The sequence below is a fragment of the Nocardia sp. NPDC102475 genome (assembly GCF_055584605.1).
The window spans coordinates 135,695-151,843 of record NZ_JBVJLS010000004.1; the positions used below are offsets into that span (position 1 = coordinate 135,695).

At 65.5% G+C, this 16,149-nt stretch carries 16 protein-coding genes; 8 read left to right on the top strand and 8 right to left on the bottom strand.

Going from position 1 to position 16,149, the window contains the following annotated elements:
- Positions 1-165: 165 nt before the first annotated feature.
- Complete coding sequence (locus ACZ60G_RS08845) at positions 166-1,659, top strand: flavin-containing monooxygenase (protein WP_465808606.1); 1,494 nt, start codon at positions 166-168, stop codon at positions 1,657-1,659.
- 7 nt (positions 1,660-1,666) lie between these two features.
- On the opposite strand, the gene ACZ60G_RS08850 is transcribed toward ACZ60G_RS08845, so the two are convergent.
- Complete coding sequence (locus ACZ60G_RS08850; RefSeq protein WP_465808607.1) at positions 1,667-2,341, bottom strand: TetR/AcrR family transcriptional regulator; 675 nt, start codon at positions 2,339-2,341, stop codon at positions 1,667-1,669.
- A gap of 104 nt (positions 2,342-2,445) precedes the next feature.
- Between ACZ60G_RS08850 and ACZ60G_RS08855 the strand changes: the two genes are divergently transcribed.
- Together ACZ60G_RS08855 and ACZ60G_RS08860 are read left to right on the top strand one after the other, a co-directional pair.
- The gene (locus tag ACZ60G_RS08855) at positions 2,446-3,315 is read left to right on the top strand and encodes a metal-dependent hydrolase (RefSeq protein ID WP_465808608.1); all 870 of its coding nucleotides are present in this window, start codon (positions 2,446-2,448) and stop codon (positions 3,313-3,315) included.
- Positions 3,312-4,382, top strand: coding sequence for a PDR/VanB family oxidoreductase (locus tag ACZ60G_RS08860; protein ID WP_465808610.1), 1,071 nt, complete (start codon positions 3,312-3,314; stop codon positions 4,380-4,382). Before ACZ60G_RS08855 ends, ACZ60G_RS08860 begins: the two co-directional genes overlap by 4 nt.
- Positions 4,383-4,384: 2 nt before the next feature.
- Here ACZ60G_RS08860 and ACZ60G_RS08865 read toward each other — a convergent pair whose 3' ends face one another.
- Positions 4,385-5,080 carry a TetR/AcrR family transcriptional regulator gene (locus ACZ60G_RS08865; protein WP_465808612.1) on the bottom strand — a complete coding sequence of 232 codons (696 nt, stop codon included), beginning with the start codon at positions 5,078-5,080 and terminating at the stop codon, positions 4,385-4,387.
- A 165-nt stretch (positions 5,081-5,245) separates the two neighbouring features.
- On the opposite strand from ACZ60G_RS08865, the gene ACZ60G_RS08870 reads away from it, so the two are divergent.
- A complete protein-coding gene (locus tag ACZ60G_RS08870) occupies positions 5,246-6,817 on the top strand; it encodes a succinic semialdehyde dehydrogenase (protein ID WP_465808614.1) in 1,572 nt (523 codons plus the stop codon).
- A 43-nt stretch (positions 6,818-6,860) separates the two neighbouring features.
- A complete protein-coding gene (locus ACZ60G_RS08875) occupies positions 6,861-7,691 on the top strand; it encodes an SDR family NAD(P)-dependent oxidoreductase (protein WP_465808616.1) in 831 nt (276 codons plus the stop codon).
- Positions 7,692-7,750: 59 nt separating this feature from the next.
- Here the strand turns inward: ACZ60G_RS08875 and ACZ60G_RS08880 are convergent, their stop codons facing one another.
- A complete protein-coding gene (locus ACZ60G_RS08880) occupies positions 7,751-8,551 on the bottom strand; it encodes a putative protein N(5)-glutamine methyltransferase (protein WP_465808618.1) in 801 nt (266 codons plus the stop codon).
- Between the two features lie 93 nt (positions 8,552-8,644).
- Positions 8,645-9,517: an ElyC/SanA/YdcF family protein gene (locus ACZ60G_RS08885; RefSeq protein WP_465808620.1), complete on the bottom strand. Its 873-nt coding sequence runs from the start codon at positions 9,515-9,517 to the stop codon at positions 8,645-8,647.
- 206 nt (positions 9,518-9,723) lie between these two features.
- Here ACZ60G_RS08885 and ACZ60G_RS08890 point away from each other — a divergent pair, with 206 nt between their 5' ends.
- Complete coding sequence (locus ACZ60G_RS08890) at positions 9,724-10,581, top strand: bifunctional 5,10-methylenetetrahydrofolate dehydrogenase/5,10-methenyltetrahydrofolate cyclohydrolase (RefSeq protein ID WP_465808622.1); 858 nt, start codon at positions 9,724-9,726, stop codon at positions 10,579-10,581.
- Between the two features lie 23 nt (positions 10,582-10,604).
- Here ACZ60G_RS08890 and ACZ60G_RS08895 read toward each other — a convergent pair whose 3' ends face one another.
- Complete coding sequence (locus tag ACZ60G_RS08895; protein ID WP_465808624.1) at positions 10,605-10,823, bottom strand: WD40 repeat domain-containing protein; 219 nt, start codon at positions 10,821-10,823, stop codon at positions 10,605-10,607.
- Positions 10,824-10,971: 148 nt separating this feature from the next.
- Complete coding sequence (locus ACZ60G_RS08900; protein ID WP_465808626.1) at positions 10,972-11,454, bottom strand: MarR family winged helix-turn-helix transcriptional regulator; 483 nt, start codon at positions 11,452-11,454, stop codon at positions 10,972-10,974.
- An 81-nt stretch (positions 11,455-11,535) separates the two neighbouring features.
- Between ACZ60G_RS08900 and ACZ60G_RS08905 the strand changes: the two genes are divergently transcribed.
- The gene (locus ACZ60G_RS08905) at positions 11,536-13,296 is read left to right on the top strand and encodes an ABC transporter ATP-binding protein (protein WP_465808628.1); all 1,761 of its coding nucleotides are present in this window, start codon (positions 11,536-11,538) and stop codon (positions 13,294-13,296) included.
- Positions 13,297-13,301: 5 nt separating this feature from the next.
- On the opposite strand, the gene ACZ60G_RS08910 is transcribed toward ACZ60G_RS08905, so the two are convergent.
- Positions 13,302-13,718 carry a winged helix-turn-helix transcriptional regulator gene (locus ACZ60G_RS08910; protein ID WP_465808629.1) on the bottom strand — a complete coding sequence of 139 codons (417 nt, stop codon included), beginning with the start codon at positions 13,716-13,718 and terminating at the stop codon, positions 13,302-13,304.
- A gap of 67 nt (positions 13,719-13,785) precedes the next feature.
- Between ACZ60G_RS08910 and ACZ60G_RS08915 the strand changes: the two genes are divergently transcribed.
- A complete protein-coding gene (locus tag ACZ60G_RS08915) occupies positions 13,786-14,694 on the top strand; it encodes an NADP-dependent oxidoreductase (protein WP_465808631.1) in 909 nt (302 codons plus the stop codon).
- A 3-nt stretch (positions 14,695-14,697) separates the two neighbouring features.
- On the opposite strand, the gene ACZ60G_RS08920 is transcribed toward ACZ60G_RS08915, so the two are convergent.
- Complete coding sequence (locus tag ACZ60G_RS08920) at positions 14,698-16,140, bottom strand: DUF8176 domain-containing protein (protein WP_465808633.1); 1,443 nt, start codon at positions 16,138-16,140, stop codon at positions 14,698-14,700.
- Positions 16,141-16,149 lie beyond the last annotated feature (9 nt).

The window sequence follows — 16,149 nt, forward strand, 5'->3', positions numbered from 1 at the left end:
TCATAGAGACGCACGCGCCGACGAAACGGTTCCATCGAGACACAGATCCCCGAAGCCGGGCGTTCTCGCCTCCTCCCGCGGCACGGTCCTCGACCGAATCGCAACGGATAGGCTGGGGGTGAAGCCGGTGCGAATCGCACCGCCGAATATCGGAGGACGAGATCGATGAGGATCGCTGGTGAGCATGTAGATGTGCTCATTGTCGGTGCCGGACTGTCCGGCATCGGCGCGGCGTATCACCTGCGGCGGGCTTTCCCGGAGAAGAGCTTCACGATTCTGGAGAGCCGCGACGCGATCGGCGGCACCTGGGACCTGTTCCGCTATCCGGGAATTCGCTCCGATTCCGATATGTACACCCTCGGCTACCGCTTCCGTCCGTGGTTGGGGGAGTATTCGATCGCAGATGGCGCGGACATCCTCGACTATGTGCGCGCCACGGCCGCCGAGAGCGGGATCGACCGCCATATCCGCTTCCACCATCGGGTCGTCGGCGCCGAATGGTCGTCGCGGGAAAACCGGTGGACGGTGCGCGCGGAACGTACCGATACCGGCGAAACCGTCATTCTCACAGCCGGATTCCTGTTCTGCTGCTCCGGTTACTACCGCTATGACGAGGGCTACACCCCGGAATTCGCGGGTACCGAGCGTTTCGCCGGGCCGATCATCCACCCGCAGCACTGGCCGCGCGATCTGGATGTCGCGGGCAAGCGCGTGGTGCTGATCGGCAGCGGCGCGACCGCGGTCACGCTGGGACCGGCACTGACCGACCAGGGGGCGCATGTGACGATGCTGCAACGCTCACCGAGCTACATCATCTCCGCACCTGCCCGCGACGACCTCGCCGTCAAGGCCCGCAAATTCCTGCCGACCCGCGCCGCCTACGCGGTGGCCAGGGGCGAAAATGTGGCACTGGCAACCGCGATTTACCAACTGAGCCAACGGTATCCGCAATACATGCGCAAGCGGATCAAGGGCTGGCAGCGGCGCTGGCTGCCCGAGGGCTACGACATCGATACCCATTTCACCCCGATCTACGATCCCTGGGATCAGCGACTGTGCTTGGCACCCGATGGCGATTTCTTCCGCGCGATCCGCAAGGGTCGATTGGATGTCGTGACCGATAAGGTCCAGACATTCACCGAGACGGGCCTGGCCCTCGCCTCCGGTGCGACCCTCGAGGCCGACATCGTCATCACCGCAACGGGTTTGAATCTGCTCGCCTTCGGCGGCATCGAACTCGCCGTCGACGGACAGCAGGTGCACCTCGCGGAACATATGGCCTACAAGGCCATGATGCTGTCGGATGTGCCGAATTTCGCGTACATCATCGGATACACCAACGCCTCCTGGACGCTGAAGGCGGATCTGGTGTGCGAGTATGTCGTTCGGCTGCTACGCCACATGTACCGCAACGGATACGACCGCTGCACACCGGTGCGCGATCCGTCCGTTGGCGCGGCGTCGCTATTCCTGAATTTCAATCCGGGTTATGTCCAGCGCGCCGCCAGCCAATTCCCGATCCAGGGCACCAAGGCACCGTGGCGACTACGCATGAATTACCTACGCGATCTGGTCACGCTGCGCCACGGCAAGATCACCGATCGCGCGATGGTGTTCGAACGGTCGCAGGATCGGGATCCGGTATCCACGCAGGGGTAACGGCGGGTCAGTGCGCCTCCGGCGGCTCGGACGACCGCGCGGCCGAGATGTTGCGCAACACGCTGGTCGCGTGGTCGTCGAATCGTTCGCGTGGAATATCGATGGTGCCGTCCAGCCACGGGCGGTACATATACGCCATCGCGCCGAAAATGGCGTTCGAGTTGAGGCTGTTCTCGTACTGATCCGGTGGGGTCTGCGGTCCGTCGTCACCCAATCCGATCGTGAGCGCGATCGGCGCGGTGAACAATTCGATGAGCTCGTTGCCTCGGTCGCCGAGTACCCGGGTGGCCTGCGATTCCACGAACATGATCTGGCCGCGCCGGCGATCCTCGACCAGATAATCGGTGAATGCCGAAATGGCATGGCGAAATAGTTTTTGCGGTTCGGGTGGTGCGGTAGCAAGCGCCGCGAGCAGGCGTTCCTGTGCGCCGAGGACCACGGCTTCCAATGCCGCGGTGAGCAGTTTGTCCAGATTCGGGAAGCTCTCGTAGAAGTAGCGCTCGGTGAGTCCGGCCTGCCTGCAGACCCCGCGCATGGAGATATCGGAGGCGCCGATCGTGGCCATCAACTCGATGGCGGCCTCGACGAGTTGTTCGCGGCGCGCGGCGATTCGGTCGGCCGGGGGCGTGCCGCGCCAGCGGCGCATCCCCGGTATCGATCCATCGGAAACGGCGTCGTTCATGGCCCGATCCTCCCACAGTCGGGAAGTTGACATCATGTGATGTTGACAGCATTTGATGTCGGCAATACATTGATCGTCCAGGGACCAGACGTGAGGACCATCAGATGGGCACTGCTTACGCCGATCAGGCTCATGCCATCAACGCGCGGGACGTCAGCTTCGATTTCGATTCGGTGCCGATGCACTACATCCCTGGCGAAGTCATGGCCACCCACATCATCAATGTGATGCACCTGGTGCTCCCCGAAGGCGAGCGGGCCATGGCGCAGGCGCTGGCCGAGGCCTTACCGCTGATCGATGATGAGCGATTGCGGGAAGAGGTCCGCGGCTTCATCGGTCAGGAGACGATGCACGCCGGTTCCCACGAAAAGGCCCGCCACCAATTGGAACGCCTCGGGCTCGAGGTCGGGCCGATGGTGGATCGCGTCGCCTGGCTGATCGATCGGCTGCTCGGCGACCACGGACTGTCCGGCCGGGCCAAACGCGAATGGCTGTGCGAGCGACTGGCCCTGTTCGCGGGGATGGAGCACTACACCGCCGTCATCGGCGAATGGCTGCTCACCAATGACAAATTGGCGGCCAAGGGGATGCATCCGGCAATGCTGGATCTCGTCCGCTGGCACGGCGCCGAGGAGGTCGAACATCGCAGCGTGGTCTACGACGCGTACATGCATCTCGACGGCGGCTATGCCCGCAAAGCGCGTCAGGCATTGATCGCCAGTTCGGGATTGCTCGCGCTGTTCGTGATTTCGAGTGCGTACCTCTTCCAGCAGGACCCATCGCCGAATAAGGGCCGATGGTGGCCACTACAGATGGCCAGCGCCTCGCTACGCGGTGTGGTCCCGAACTTCACCACCTTCTTGACCGAGATTCCGCGGTACCTGCGGCCGGGATTCCATCCCTCCCAACTCGGTCCGATGGATAATGCACTGCGCTACCTCGCGCAGTCGCCGGCGGCACGGGCACGCGGATGACCGCCGTTGAGGAGCAGTTCCGGCCGGGAGCCGGGCTGCGGATGATCGCGTCAGCGGTGGACACCTACAAGCGGGTGTTCACCGAAGGGAAAGCGGCGCAGCTGCTTTCGCGGCCACAGCCGGTGCGGCGCACCGGCTACGATTTCGAGCTGGCGATCTTGGGAATCGAGGCCGAGGCCGACGAGGTGGTCAGCCTGACCCTGTGCGATCCAGGCGGCGCGGACCTGCCCGCCTGGACGCCGGGCGCCCATATCGATGTATTCCTGCCTTCGGGTCGGCAGCGGCAGTATTCGCTGAACAGCGACCCGGAGGATCGCAGTTGCTACCGAATCGCGGTGCGGTACATCGCCGATGGCGATGGTGGTTCCCGCGAGATCCACGAGCAACTGCGCGTCGGCGACCGGCTGTGGGTGCGGGGTCCGCGCAATGCGTTCCCACTCATCGACGCACCGGAGTATTTCTTCGTGGCGGGCGGTATCGGGATCACGCCGATTCTGCCGATGGTCACCGCCACCGAACGTGCCGGAATACCGTGGCGGCTCATGTATTTCGGACGCTCGCGGGCGCGGATGCCGTTCCTGTACGAGCTCGCCCACTTCACCGGTGGTGATGTGGTGGTCCGACCCGATGACGAGTTCGGGGTGCCGGATCCGCGGATGATCTTCGAACAGACGCCGACCGGTGCCGCGGTATATGTCTGTGGACCACCGGCATTGGCGGAAGCCGCGCGCAAGGTGTTGCTGTTGCACGATCCGACGGCCTCGCTGCATACCGAGCGCTTTTCGGCGGTACCGGTCAGCGACGGCGCGCCGTTCCGTATTCGATTGCGCCGCAGTGGAACCGATGTCGATGTCGCGGCCGATGAGTCCGCGCTGAGCGCGATCCGGCGGGCGGTGCCCGGTGTCGCGTATTCGTGTCAGCAGGGTTTCTGCGGGACGTGCCGGGCGAGTGTGCTCGCCGGTGAGGTCGAGCACCGGGATCGGGCGCTACTGCCCGGCGATCGGAACAATGCGATGCTCACCTGCGTATCGCGTTCTCGCGGTGGCGAACTCGAACTCGATCTGTAGATTCACTCCGCTGCCGGGAAGATGCCCGGCAGTGTCATGGCGTATTCGAGATCGGCACGGGTGCCGAGCGTGGTGAGCAGCACGCGGATCATGGTGAGCCGTCCGGCGGCAACGGTTTCCGCGTCCGGCTCGGCGCCGGGCGCGGTACCCGCCGAAATGCGATAGACCACGTACTCACAAACATGCAGGGCCGCATCGAGATCCAGCGGCGAGGGGACGGGGCGGCCCAATTCGGTGAACGTTTCGCGCACCAGCGCGCGGATATCGTCCAATGCCCGTTCGCGATAGGCCGATACCGGTGAGGCCGGATCGTGCAGTTCGGCGAACAGTGGACGCAGCATCGCACCGTGGCCGCGGGCCCAGCCGAGGTAGGCATCGATGAGACGAATGCCGAGTTCGACGGGCTCGTCGGGACCGGTCAGTGCCGTGCGGATGCCCTCGACGAGGCCGTCGTTGGATGCCTCCAGTACGACGTGCAGCGGTTCGGTGGCATTGCCGAAATAGCGGTAGAAGGTGGGTCGGGCCAGTCGGGCCTGTTCGATGATCTGGGCGACGCTGAGTCCGCGCGAACCGCCGCGGGTGAATACCGCCGCGGTGGCGAGCACGATGCGGGCGCGGACCTCCTCGGCCTGCTCCTGGGTCTGCGGTGGTCGGCCCCGGCGGGCCGCGCCATTCGTCTGGGAAGTGTCAGTGGACATGGTGATGCCTCACAACTCGAAGCCTGACCCGATTGTGTGCCACACCCGACAGCTTGACACGAGGTGCGGCACCGGCATTAATCTAACACTAGTGTTCAGGAAATAGTCGAACCCGGCTTTACCGCCTCGTCCAGCACAGGCGCCCGACCCAGGAGAGGGCCGACAATGACGACCGCCCGCCAGCTGACCGAACCGACGGCCCTGCCCGCGGCCCTGGTGCAACCCCTGCTAGATCGTGCGATCGCGGGTGCTGCCCCCGCGGTCGAGGTCTTCGCACCCGCGACCGGGTGCAAGATCGCGGACCTGCCGCAGTCCTCCACCGGCGATATCGAGACCGCCTTCGCGACCGCGCGCACCGCGCAGCGGGAATGGGCGCGGCGCTCGGTCCGTGAGCGGGTCGCGGTGCTGCGGAAATTCCACGACATCGTGCTGGCCGAACAGGAAACCATCCTCGATATCGTGCAGACCGAGACCGGCAAGTCCCGGGCGCATGCCTTCGACGAGGTCGGGGATGTGGCGGTCAATGCCAGGTATTACGCGTCGGTCGCGAACAAGCTGTTGGCCACCCGCAAGCCGCGTGGTGTGCTGCCGGTATTGACGCAGGTCGATGTGCGGCATCGGCCCAAGGGTGTGGTCGCGGTGATCTCGCCGTGGAACTATCCGCTGGCCTTGGCCGTCTCCGACGCCCTGCCCGCATTGGTCGCCGGAAATGCCGTGGTCGCGCGACCGGATAACCAGACCGCACTGACCGCACTGTGGGCCATCGATGCCGCCGAGCGCGCCGGGCTGCCGCGCGGACTCTGGCAGGCGGTGCTCGGCCGTGGTTCGGTGATCGGCGGTGAGGTGATCGCGCGCGCCGATTATGTCGACTACACCGGGTCCAGTGCGACCGGCCGGACCATCGCGCAGCAGGCCGGGGAGCGGCTCATCGGCTATTCGCTCGAACTCGGCGGCAAGAACCCGCTGCTGGTGCTGGCCGATGCGGACGTGCCCAGGGCGGCCAAGATCGCGATTCGGGCCTGCTTCGCCTCGGCGGGGCAGCTGTGCGAGTCGATGGAGCGAATCTATGTGCACGACAAGGTCTATGACCAGTTCGTCCGCGAATTCATCGAGCATGTGCGGGCGATCGAATTGGGCGGTGCGCTCGACTACGCCAGTGATATGGGGTCTTTGACGTTCCAGCGCCAATTGGACACCGTCAGTGCGCATGTCGATGATGCGGTCGCGAAGGGTGCGAAGGTGCTGGCGGGCGGTAAGGCGCGTCCCGATCTCGGACCGTACTTCTACGAGCCGACCGTGCTGACCGGGGTGCGGCCGGGGATGACGGTGTATCGCGAGGAGACCTTCGGGCCGGTGGTGTCGATCTATCGGGTCGGCAGCGACGAGGAGGCCGTCGAACAGGCCAATGACACCGCATACGGGCTCAATGCGAGTGTCTGGACCAAGGATGTCGATCGAGGTCGTCAGGTAGCCGCGCGCATCAATGCGGGTTCGGTGAATGTGAACGAGGGCTTCATCGCGGCCTGGGGCAGTGCGGACGCGCCATCGGGCGGGCTCGGCATTTCGGGTACCGGGCGTCGGCACGGTCCAGAGGGCTTGTTGAAGTACATCGACACCCAGACGATCGCGGTGCAGCGGATGCTCCCGATCGCACCGCTGCCCGGCATGTCCGAGGAACTGTGGGCGAAGACCATGACGCTGTATTTCGGCGTCATGAAGGCGCTGCGCCAAAAGTGATTGCGCGAAAAGCTATTTCAGGACGAAATCAAGATGAGGACGAATGAAACTGGACACGGTAGCCGATAAGAAGGTCCTGGTCACGGGCGCAGCAATGGGCCTGGGCAAGCTGTTCGCCGAGCGTGCGGTGCGTGAGGGTGCGGCCGCGGTGGTGCTGTGGGATATCAACGAATCCGCGCTGAAGGAGACTGCGGTCGAGTTGTCCGGTCGCGGCGTCGCCATCCATCACTATGTGGTCGACGTGTCCGCACAGGACGCCATCGGCGAGGCCGCCGCAGCGGTGCGCGCCGACGTCGGCGATATGGACATCCTGATCAACAATGCCGGCATCGTGCGCGGCAACAGCTACTTCTGGGAGACCACCGATCGCGCCGATATCGATAAGACGATGGCGATCAATTCCCTTGCGCCGATGTACATTACGCTCGAATTCCTGCCCGCGATGGTGCGCGGTGCGGGTACGGCACGGGTCATGACCATCGCTTCCTCGGCGGGTCTGGTTTCCAATCCACGCATGAGCGTGTACGCGGCGTCGAAATGGGCGGCGCTGGGCTGGTCGGATTCGGTACGCATCGAACTGGAACAGGCGGGCCACGACCATGTTCGGATCACCACGGTCTGCCCGACCTACATCAATACCGGAATGTTCGATGGTGCAAAGGGTTTCCTGTTCACGCCGATTCTCGAACAGGACGCTGTCATCGATACCTCATGGCGGGAAATGAAGGCGGGCACTCCGCTGGTGATCCTGCCGTGGACATCCCGGCTCAACAAGGCGCTCTCCGGTCTGCTGCCGATCAAGCTGCGCGATCTGTTCCTGAATTCGGTTGGCGTGTACCACTCGATGGACGAGTTCACCGGTCGCAAGAAGTAGCGGCCTCAGAACGTCGTGGTGCGCCGCGCGCCTCAGGCGGCGTCGGGCGGTGATCTGAATCACGCGTCCGGTTTGGTGCCGATGACGACGGTGGAGTAGAGCTCGCGGGATTCGGCAATGCGGCCGGTTAAACCGTGCGCGGCGAGGACGGTGATCGAGGGCAGGGCCTGGGCTTCGGTGGATTCGACCAGCAGGTGGCCGCCCGGCGCGAGCCAGGTGCGGGCGGCGGCGACGACGCGGCGGAAGATATCCAGGCCGTCGGATCCACCGTCGAGGGCGGTGCGCGGTTCGTAATCGCGTGCCTCCGGCGGCATCTTGGCGATCATCTCGGATGGTACATAAGGGGTGTTGGCGAGCAGGATATTGATTCGGCCGCACAATTCACGCGGGAGCGGCTCGAAAAGGTCGCCTGCGTAGACGGGCGCGCCGATCGGGGTGAGGTTGCGGCGGGCGCATTCGACCGCCGCGGGTTCGATATCGGTGGCGGCGAGTTCTATCGTGCGGCCTTCGGTGGCAAGAGTGTGTGCCAGCGCGAGACCCAATGCGCCCGAGCCGCAACATATATCGACGACAACAGGGTGCGCGGGCATGGCGCGGGCGAGTTCGGCGGCCTCGTCGACGAGGAAGGCGGTGCGCTGGCGCGGTACGAAGACGCCCGGCGCGACCGCGACGCGCATGCCGTGGAATTCGGTCCAGCCCAGCAGGTATTCCAGCGGTGTTCCGGAAACCCGTTGTGCGATCAAGTCGCTGAGATCGGCACCGGTCTCCGCCGCCGCGGCGATGAGCAACCGCGCCTCGTCCTCGGCGAATACACAGCCGGCCGCGCGCAGCTGCGCGACCACATCTCCGGTTGGTGTCATGGGGATATGGTGCCGTGTGGACGGGGTGCGGTGGGTCTGAGCGTGCGCATTTGCGCGAATTATGTCAGTTCAGCACGCTCGGACCCGTCGCGTTCAGCGTGCGGTGGCGAGCTGGAACGTCCGCGTCGCGTCCAGGTAGATGCCGCGCTGCGCCTGCCTGCCGGGCGGCGGCAACTGCGATACCAGCTGCTCCAGTGAGGTGGTCGCCCCGACCACCTGAGTGCCCGCGACAATGAAATCGGCGACCGCGCGCCGGATGTGGTTCGGCGAGGTCACCACGACCGCGCTGTTCGCGCCGACATCGCGCAGCATCTCGGTGCTGAACAGTGCGTTCTGCACCGTCGATCCGGCTCGGCTCTCGACATAGATCCGGGATGCGGGCAGCCCCGTGCCGACCAGCCAGGCCCGCATGGCCTCGGCCTCGGTGATCCCGTTCTGCGGGTTTCCGCCGGTGACGACGATCGGGGAAAGTGGTGAGGCGACCGCCTGCAACCACGCCGCGGTCAGCCGGTTCACCAGTTCAGGGCGCAGCGAACCGTCCGGGAGCAGGCCGTAGCCGAGCACCACGATTCCGGTCTGCGGTCCGACGATCGAGGGCAGCGGATTCGGCAGGGTGGCGACCGCGGCGCCGATCGCGCCGAGCACATTATTGGTGCCCTGGGCCATTGCCGGGTCGACGGCATTGAGGCGGACCAGTGCATCGGCCATGGCGGGCAAATCACCGGCGTAATGCGACCAGATCGCCTGCAGCGAAAGGGCCTCGGCATCGGCCGGGTCGGCTGCGATCAGCTGTCGGAGTTCGGCGCGTCCGGCGGCATCGTCGCCATCGGTGAAGGCGCGCTGGGCGGAGTTGTAGAGGGCGTCGTTTTCCGGCGCCGCGATGGCGGGTGCGCCGGATACCCCGGTGATGGTCGCGGCCGCGAACGCGGTCGCGACCCATAGTTTCCAATGCCTCGAGATCTTCACTACAGTCGACACCTTTCCACGCGTGAAACGGGGCTTTCGGTAGGTGAGCTGACAGTTAGCCATGGACAAGCACAACCACGATACGACTGGTAACGGCCATAATCGGGTAATTGCCATGCGTTATTTCCGGCATCCGGGCAAACCGAGCGGCGCGCGGGGTGCCCGCCGAAACCGGCCGTGCGGTGCAGCCGATAAGGTGTGACAACGTGGATACCGTTTCGCTGTCCGGCAAGGAACTCGCCGCCGCCATCAACGCCGACACCAAGCAGCGCGCCGCCGCGCTCACCGCGAGCGGAACCGCGCCGCGCCTGGCCCTGATCGTGGCCAATGACGATCCGGCCAGCGCGTGGTACGTGAACTCGCTGCGCAAGTCCGCCGAACGTCTCGGAATCGCGTGCGACACCATCGAACTCGGCGCCGATGCGAGCATCGAGCGGATCCGCGGCGAACTCACCGCCCGCAGCGCGGACACCGCCATCGACGCGATCATGCTGCAGACCCCGCTGCCCGCCGGTGTCACCCTCGACGATGTCAGCTCCGCCATCGCCGCAGGCAAGGACGTCGACGGCGTCAGCCCGCTCTCGCTCGGATTACTGGCCTCCGGCCTGGACGGCTTCGTGCCCGCCACCTCCGAGGCCGTCGTCGAACTACTGAAGCATCACGAAATCCCGCTTACCGGACGGCATGTCGCCGTCGTCGGCCGCTCCAATATCGTCGGCAAGCCCCTTGCTCAACTCCTGCTCGCCGAAAACGCCACCGTCACCATCTGCCATTCCCGCACCACCGACCTCCCCGCTGTCACCTCCGCCGCCGATATCGTCGTAGCCGCCGCCGGCCGCATCGGCCTGGTCACCGGCAAACACATCCGCGAGGGCGCCACCGTCATCGACGTGGGCACCAACGAAGCCCCCGACGGCAAAATCGTCGGCGACGTAGCCGCGGAAACCGTCCGCGGCAAAGCCGCCGCCCTCAGCCCCGTCCCCGGCGGCATCGGCCCCGTAACCACCGCCCTCCTCATGCGCCACGTAGTAACCGCCGCCGAAAACACCCACCCCGGTTCCTGAGTTCGGTTGCGCCGGTGGTTGGTTTACGGACGGATCCGCCAAAGGCGCACGGTTCCGTCGTATGAGGCGCTGGCTGAACGGCCATCCGGGAGTGCGGCGAGGCTGCGGACGAAATCGTTGTGGTGGAACACCTCGAGTTCGGTGAGATCGGCTGTGCGCCATATTCGTACGGCACCGTCCTCGCCTCCGCCGGCGATGAGATGGTCGAAGACCACGATGGTTCCGGTCTCGGGCCGGACCATGCCTAGTGTGGCGGCACACGGTTCGCCGCTGACATAGAAGCGGGTGTGTCCGCTGTCGAACTCGGTGCTGTCGTGGAGATAGCTCCGGCGGCAATGCCGGTCTGCACCTTCGCAATCGGACCGGCAGGCAAGTCCAATATGCCCCAATTCAGCACCGGGGCCGCGGGGAAGTCAACGAGATGTTCGTCCCAGTGGATTCCCCGACCGAGGCCTCCGAATCGAGTGCCGCAAGCAATTCACGAAGCGTTGTGCGCTGCTCGGTGCTCAGGCCGGCGAAGACCTCCTCGGCGGCCGCACGGCGGGCAGCGGCCATCTGGGAAAGCGCGGCTCGGCCGGAGTCGGTCAGCGTCACCAGGGTCGAGCGGCGGTTGGTCGGGTCGGGCGCGCGCGAGACCAGGCCTGCGGTTTCGAGCGCATCGACGACGGTGGTGGCGGATCGCGGCACGATGCCGAGGTGCTCGGCGATTGCCGCCATGCGCAAGGGCTCGTCGTGGTGGCCGAAAATGCGGAGAGCGCGGGCCTGACCTGGGGTGATGCCGAGCGGAGCGAGTCGCGCGACCTGGTTGCGGCGGATGCGTTTCGCGGTGCGCAGGAACAGCTCGGGGAGATCGGGATCGAGCGTGGTATCCATTTGTTGAGCATAACTCATTGTTTTGGGAACAATTATGAGTCATGCTCAGTTTAATGACGTAGTCCTCGGAAGGAGGCGCCTATGCAGCCCCCACATCAACTTCGCCGGATCGTCAGGCTGTTTCGCCCGTATCGCGCGCGCCTGGCACTGGTCGCCGCGCTCGTCGGTTTGTCGTCACTGGTCGCGCTGGCATCGCCGTTCATGCTGCGCGGCATCCTCGACGACGCCTTGCCGCACGGCCGCACCGGGCTGCTGACCGCACTCGCGGCAGGCATGGTCGCGGTCGCCGCACTCACGAGCATCTTCGGCGTGCTCCAGACCTACATTTCCACCGCGGTCGGACAAGAGGTCATGCACGATCTGCGCTCCGCGGTGTATGCGCAGTTGCAGCGAATGCCGTTGTCGTTCTTCACGACCACCCGCACCGGCGAAGTGCAGTCGCGGATCGCCAACGATATCGGCGGCATGCAATCGACGGTCACCTCGACCGCGACCTCACTGGTCTCGAACTTCACCACCGTGACCGCCTCGGTGATCGCCATGATCGCCCTCGACTGGCGGCTCACCTTGGTTTCACTGATCATGCTGCCGTTCTTCGTCTGGATCAGCCGCCGCGTCGGCGACGAACGCAGGAAGATCACCGCGCAGCGGCAGCAGAAACTGGCGGGCATGTCGGCGATCGTGGAGGAATCGCTCTCGGTGAGCGGCATTCTGCTCGGGCGCACGATGGGCCGCTCGCCCGCGCTGGTCGACGATTTCGCGCAGGAGTCACGCGGGCTGGTGGATCTGGAGATCCGGTCCGGCATGGCCGGACGGTGGCGGCAGTCGACGATTCAGATCGTCATGGCGGCCATGCCCGCGATCGTCTACTGGGCGGCGGGATCGACCGTGGCGGCGGGGCATCCGCTGGTGTCGATCGGCACCCTTGTCGCCTTCACGACCTTGCAGACCAGCCTGTTGCGGCCGATGGTGCAGCTGCTCTACACCGGTGTCGAGGTGCAGAGTTCCATGTCGCTGTTCGGTCGGATCTTCGAATACCTGGACCTGAAGCCGGATATCGAGGAACCGATAACGCCTGTGCCGGTACCGGATTCGGGCGTCAAGGGCGCGGTCCGCTTCGAGCATGTGCGCTTCACGTACGGATCCGGGACGCGGGATGTATTGCAGGACATCGACATCTCCGTGCCCGCCGGGTCCAGTCTGGCCATTGTCGGCGAAACCGGTTCGGGCAAAACCACACTCGGCTACCTGGTGGCGCGACTCTACGATGTGACATCCGGGCGGGTCGAGATCGACGGAATCGATGTGCGGGACATGTCCTTTGCCGATCTCGCCGCCGCCGTTGGTGTGGTCTCGCAGGAGACCTACCTGTTCCACGCTTCGGTCGCGGACAATCTACGCTTCGCCAAACCCGATGCGACCGACGAGGAGTTGTACGCCGCGGCGCGGGCCGCGCAGATCCACGACCATATCGCGAGCCTGCCGGACGGTTACGACACGCTGGTCGGCGAGCGCGGCTACCGGTTCTCCGGCGGTGAGAAGCAGCGTTTGGCGGTGGCGCGGGTGATCCTGCGCAATCCGCCGATCCTGGTGCTCGACGAGGCCACCAGTGCCCTGGACAACCGGACCGAGCAGGAGGTGCAGGCCGCCATCGACGCGCTGTCCGAAGGCCGAACCACCATCACCATCGCGCACCGGCTCTCCACCATCCGCGACGCCGACCAGATCGTCGTACTCGACCGCGGCCAGATCGTCGAACGCGGGACCCACCGCGAGCTCATGGACGCCGACGGCCGCTACGCCGCCCTGGCCTCCGGTGGCGACCTCCTTCAGGCCGCCTGAGGTGTTCAGACGGGTTCCGGGTCGGTTGCGGCGCGGGTGTCGAATTCGTCACGGGCGATCCGGATTTCGCTGTGGTGACGCACCGACCAGACACCCATCGCGTGGCTGAGCTCGCCGAGACTGGCACCCAGATCGGTCAGCGAGTACTCGACGCGCGGCGGGACGGTGGGGTAGACGGCGCGGCGGACCAGTCCGTCGCGCTCCAGGTTGCGCAGGGTGCGGGTGAGCATCTTCTGGGTGATGCCGTCGAGTCGACGGCGCAGATCGTTGAAGCGCACCGGCCCGCCCGCCATGCGCAGTACGCCGAGAACCAGCAGCACCCATTTGTCGGCGAGCACCGTCAGCACTTCGCGCGCCGGGCAGTTGGTCAGATAGCTCTTGACCAGGTCGTCGGAGCCGGACCAGTCGACGATGGTATCCATTGGGTACCTCGGGATCATTGAAGTGCCTTCTTTCCCTTGGATACTAAGGGACCGCAGAATCGGTGGCATGCTCGCAATCACGCAACAAACATTCGGTGGTCCCGAGGTCCTGGAAATCGTCGAGGTCGATCGGCCGAGCGCCGGACCGGGCGAGGTGGTGGTGCAAGTCGCCGCCACCGGTATGAATGCGGCGGACTGGAAGTTGCGGTCCGGGTTGGTCCGTAAACTCGGGGATCCGCCGTTCACCCTGGGCTTCGATGTGTCCGGGATCGTCGCTGCGGTCGGCGCCGGTGTCGAGCAATTCCGGGTCGGCGACGAGGTCTACGGCATGGTGCTCAGCCGGTCCGGCGGTTATGCGGAATACGTTGTGGCGCAGGCGGATATCCTCGCGCCGAAACCGGCGATCCTGGATCACATCCACGCGGCCGCCGTGCCGACCGCAGTGCTGACCGCCTGGCAAGGGCTCACCGAAGTTGTTGCCGGACAACGCGTGCTGGTACATGCCGCGGCCGGTGGTGTCGGACATTTCGCGGTGCAGATCGCCAAGGACCGCGGCGCGTATGTGATCGGCACGGCTCGCGCCGCCAACCACGAATTCCTGCGGGAGATCGGCGCGGATGAGGTGATCGATTACACGACAACCGATTTCGCGGAGGCGGTGCGTGATGTCGATATCGTTTTCGATCTCGTCGGCGGTGACTACGGATCGCGGTCGCTGCCGATGCTCGCCGCAGATGGTCGCCTGATCGATGCGCAGGGCAATGATGCCGAGGACGATCCGCGGTACGAGCGACTCTATGTCGAACCGTCCGGCCGCGATCTGGGCGAGCTGGCGGCCCTGTTCGAGGCGGGCCGGCTGCACGTGGAGATCGATCAGGTGCTGCCGATGGCCGAGGTGGTCAAGGCCCATCAGCTGAGCGAATCCGGGCGCGTCCGCGGGAAAATCGTGCTGGTGCCGTGGAATTCGCCGGTGTGAGGGTCAGGCCGCGCCGATTCCGGTGATGAGGGTCTGGTTGCCCACCCGCGCCGTCGTAACGACCTGGGGTTTGTAGGTGATCGATGTCGAATCGGGTCGATGCTCGGTTACCTGCACCAGGTACTGGCCGACGAAAGCTCCCGGCGTAATGCTGATGCAGTGGGTGGTGCCGGCCGGAATGCCATCGATGCCCTGTTGAATCGTCCCGGCGGGGGAGACGGATGCGTTGGGCGCCACGAACTCTCGGGTCGCGACACCGGATCGGGTGACGTAGTAGGCGTACTGGAACGCGAATATGACACCCGGTCCGGAATCCAGCCCGCCCGCGCCATTGCCGGTAATGGTGTCCCCGACCCGCTCGGCCGGGCACTGTGCCGCGGACGTGGATCCGGAGACCGCGATCTGGCTGGGCGTGGACGAGGCCACCGTCGCAGGTTGCGGCTCCGGCCGAATCTGCACGAACGCCACCACGAGTAGTCCGGCCGCCGCGACCGACCCGACCAGCACCGGCATCCATCGGCGCTTCGACCGATTCCGGCCGGACCGATCGATCATTGCCGCCAAGGCCTCCTCATGCCGGAAATAGTCCGGTGCAGTCGGTTCCGGCTCCTCGGGAAGTTCCTCGACCCATTCGGACCAGTCGCTTCCATAGTCGAGCTCATACTGCGCGGATTCTCCATCCGCTGCCTGAATCGGGTTGTGCCGCGCCAGATCCTGCTCGTATGGGTCCGGTGCGTACTGGTTCGGGTCTTGCCGAGTGTGTGCCGTGTCGAAAGCCCCTGGGTGAATGGGGTTCTGGCGCATGGGGTCTCGCTGAACCGGCCCGCGCTGGTCCATGTCTCGGGCAGCAGGCGCATACCAATTGGGATCTTGTGGGGCAGGCGGACGCGGCACGGCAGGCGCAGGAGGACTCGGGTTCCGGTTGACGGGCACCTGACGGATCGGTTCCGGCAACGTCAGCGATCCCTGCTCGCCGTCCTGCACACTCGGCGCCTGGTGCATCGAGACGTGCGGAACCGGGGGCTGACGCGGGGGAACCTCCTGGATCGGAATCCGCGGTATCGGCCCGGTCTGCCTCGGGCCCTGGCGATTCGGAGCCTGGGGATTCGGAGCCTGGCCGCCGGGAACTTGCGGACCGCGAATGCGCCGGAACGGGTCCGTATCGGTCGGCGCACGGTCGACCGGAACTCGGGGCAGCGGTCCGGATTGTGTTGCGGCGCGGTCGATCGGCACGCGGCGTAGTGGACCGGTGTCGATGGGTGCACCGTCGATCGGGATCCGCGGAATCGGCCCGGTCGGCGCGTTGTCCTCCGTGAAGCCGATCCGATGGAACGGGTTCGGCGGTGTCGGAGGCTGGTATGCCCTCGGCGCACCGAGCGGCTGTTGTGGCGCAGCGCCCGGCTGCGGGCCGGAATTCGCCCGCGAGGTCATATCCGGTCGATCCATCGCCCCACC

Excerpts from the sequence above, each read along its gene's own strand:
- ACZ60G_RS08845 (WP_465808606.1), top strand. The coding sequence starts at position 166 with ATGAGGATCGCTGGTGAGCATGTAGATGTGCTCATTGTCGGTGCCGGA.
- ACZ60G_RS08850 (WP_465808607.1), bottom strand. The coding sequence starts at position 2,341 with ATGAACGACGCCGTTTCCGATGGATCGATACCGGGGATGCGCCGCTGG.
- ACZ60G_RS08855 (WP_465808608.1), top strand. The coding sequence starts at position 2,446 with ATGGGCACTGCTTACGCCGATCAGGCTCATGCCATCAACGCGCGGGAC.
- ACZ60G_RS08860 (WP_465808610.1), top strand. The coding sequence starts at position 3,312 with ATGACCGCCGTTGAGGAGCAGTTCCGGCCGGGAGCCGGGCTGCGGATG.
- ACZ60G_RS08865 (WP_465808612.1), bottom strand. The coding sequence starts at position 5,080 with ATGTCCACTGACACTTCCCAGACGAATGGCGCGGCCCGCCGGGGCCGA.
- ACZ60G_RS08870 (WP_465808614.1), top strand. The coding sequence starts at position 5,246 with ATGACGACCGCCCGCCAGCTGACCGAACCGACGGCCCTGCCCGCGGCC.
- ACZ60G_RS08875 (WP_465808616.1), top strand. The coding sequence starts at position 6,861 with ATGAAACTGGACACGGTAGCCGATAAGAAGGTCCTGGTCACGGGCGCA.
- ACZ60G_RS08880 (WP_465808618.1), bottom strand. The coding sequence starts at position 8,551 with ATGACACCAACCGGAGATGTGGTCGCGCAGCTGCGCGCGGCCGGCTGT.
- ACZ60G_RS08895 (WP_465808624.1), bottom strand. The coding sequence starts at position 10,823 with ATGGTCCGGCCCGAGACCGGAACCATCGTGGTCTTCGACCATCTCATC.
- ACZ60G_RS08900 (WP_465808626.1), bottom strand. The coding sequence starts at position 11,454 with ATGGATACCACGCTCGATCCCGATCTCCCCGAGCTGTTCCTGCGCACC.
- ACZ60G_RS08905 (WP_465808628.1), top strand. The coding sequence starts at position 11,536 with ATGCAGCCCCCACATCAACTTCGCCGGATCGTCAGGCTGTTTCGCCCG.
- ACZ60G_RS08910 (WP_465808629.1), bottom strand. The coding sequence starts at position 13,718 with ATGGATACCATCGTCGACTGGTCCGGCTCCGACGACCTGGTCAAGAGC.
- ACZ60G_RS08915 (WP_465808631.1), top strand. The coding sequence starts at position 13,786 with ATGCTCGCAATCACGCAACAAACATTCGGTGGTCCCGAGGTCCTGGAA.
- ACZ60G_RS08920 (WP_465808633.1), bottom strand. The coding sequence starts at position 16,140 with ATGGATCGACCGGATATGACCTCGCGGGCGAATTCCGGCCCGCAGCCG.